Below are 1,615 nucleotides of genomic sequence, written 5' to 3' on the forward strand. Positions count from 1 at the left end.
GCGCTCGCCACCGCCGGTCGCCGTCAACACGATGGGCTTCCCCCGCAGCGCTGCCGGATCGATCAGATCGAAGAAATGCTTGAACAGACCGGTATAGCTGCCCTTGTAGGTCGGCGAGCCCACGACAAGCACGTCGGCGGCGAGGATTTGTTCCAGGATCGCGCGCGCCTGGCCGTCGAGATCGCGGGCCCATTTCGCCGTTCCCAGCGACGGACCGAGATCCTCGATATCATAGGTGCTCGCAGACAGGCCGTGGCTGGCGGCGATGTCCCTGGTGACCAGGTCGACGAAGGCGCGCGTCTTTGACGGCCGGGTGATGTTGCCGGAAAAGCCGACGACTGTTGGATTTGACATGGCAGTGAGCCTCTTGGATGGTCGAAGGTTTGACGTGGCGGGCCGTCCCGCCCGCCGGTGGGAGATCAGCTCCAGGCGTGCAGCGGCGGATTTTCGCCGTTGAGGAAATATTTGCCGAGGATCGAATATTTCCAGCGCACCGGATCGTGCAGCGTGTGCGTGCGGGCATTGCGCCAATGCCGGTCGAGATTGTGTTCGGCCAGGGTCGAGCGTGTGCCTGCCAGTTCGAACAGCTTGTTGGTCGCGGCGATGGCGATCTCGGTCGACAGGATTTTTGCCTCGGCGGTGACGATCTGCGCATGCGCGACCGTGTCGGCGGTCGGCTCGGCCACTGCCCGGTCGATCGCCAGGCCGGCCTTCTCCAGCAGCGCCTGCGCCGCGTGCAGGCGCAGCGTCAGGTCGCCGATGGCCTGAATGGTGTAGGGATCGTCCCAGGCGTTGTCGACGCCGCTGTCGATCCAGGCGCGGCTTTTGGTCCTGACGAAGCTGACGGTCTCGTCGATCGCCGCCTGGGCGATGCCGGTGTCGACCGCCACCTGGATGATCTGGAAGATGGCGCCGTCGGCGGTCGGCCTGTCGTAGCCCTTGTAGCCGGGTACCAGATGCGTCTTCGGCAACTTGACGTTGTCGATGATGACGGTGCCGGACAGCGTCGTGCGCTGGCCAAAGCTCGACCAGTCGTCGATGACGGTCAGTCCGGGTGCGCCGCGGTCGGCGATCGCATACCAGGCGCGGCCCTCGTCATCGAGCGCCACGATCGGCACCAGGTGGGCAAGCAGCGCGCCGGACGAATAGAATTTGCGGCCGCTGACAACCACATGATCGCCGGCATCGGTGAAGCGGGTCTCAAAATCGGCGGCGCGCTTGGAGCCGAACTCGGAAAAGGCGTTGCCGAACCGCGTGCCTTTCAACGCTTCGGCAAACAGCAGCTTCTGCTGGTCCGCGTCGGCCACGGTGCGGATGGCGGCTACAACGCCGAGATGGTTCTGGGCAACCTGGCCGATCGAGGAATCCGCCGCCGAGATGATCTCGATCACCTTCGCCAGCGTCGCATATGACACCTCCGGCCCACCGAATGCCTTTGGTACATTGATCGACCAAAGGCCGCTTTGCGAAAAGGCATCGAGTTCGGCGACCGGCCAGATCCGCTCGCGATCGCGTCGGGAGGAATCCTTGACGAATTCGGCGGCGAGCGCGTGGGCAATCGCAATCGCCTCCGCATCGTCCTTGATGATGTGCGCTGGCGCGGTCGGTCTTGCGA

2 protein-coding genes are annotated in these 1,615 nt (G+C 64.5%); both read right to left on the reverse strand.

Going from position 1 to position 1,615, the window contains the following annotated elements:
- Nucleotides 1-354: NADPH-dependent FMN reductase (locus tag EN906_RS33445; protein WP_206529245.1), on the reverse strand; the 354-nt coding region annotated here is incomplete at its 3' end.
- A gap of 65 nt (nt 355-419) precedes the next feature.
- Nucleotides 420-1,615, reverse strand: a 1,196-nt coding sequence (locus EN906_RS33450; RefSeq protein ID WP_127375742.1) for an SfnB family sulfur acquisition oxidoreductase, incomplete at its 5' end; no start/stop codon positions are given.

The organism is Mesorhizobium sp. M7A.F.Ca.CA.004.06.1.1 (genome assembly GCF_003999135.1).
Taxonomy (GTDB): domain Bacteria; phylum Pseudomonadota; class Alphaproteobacteria; order Rhizobiales; family Rhizobiaceae; genus Mesorhizobium.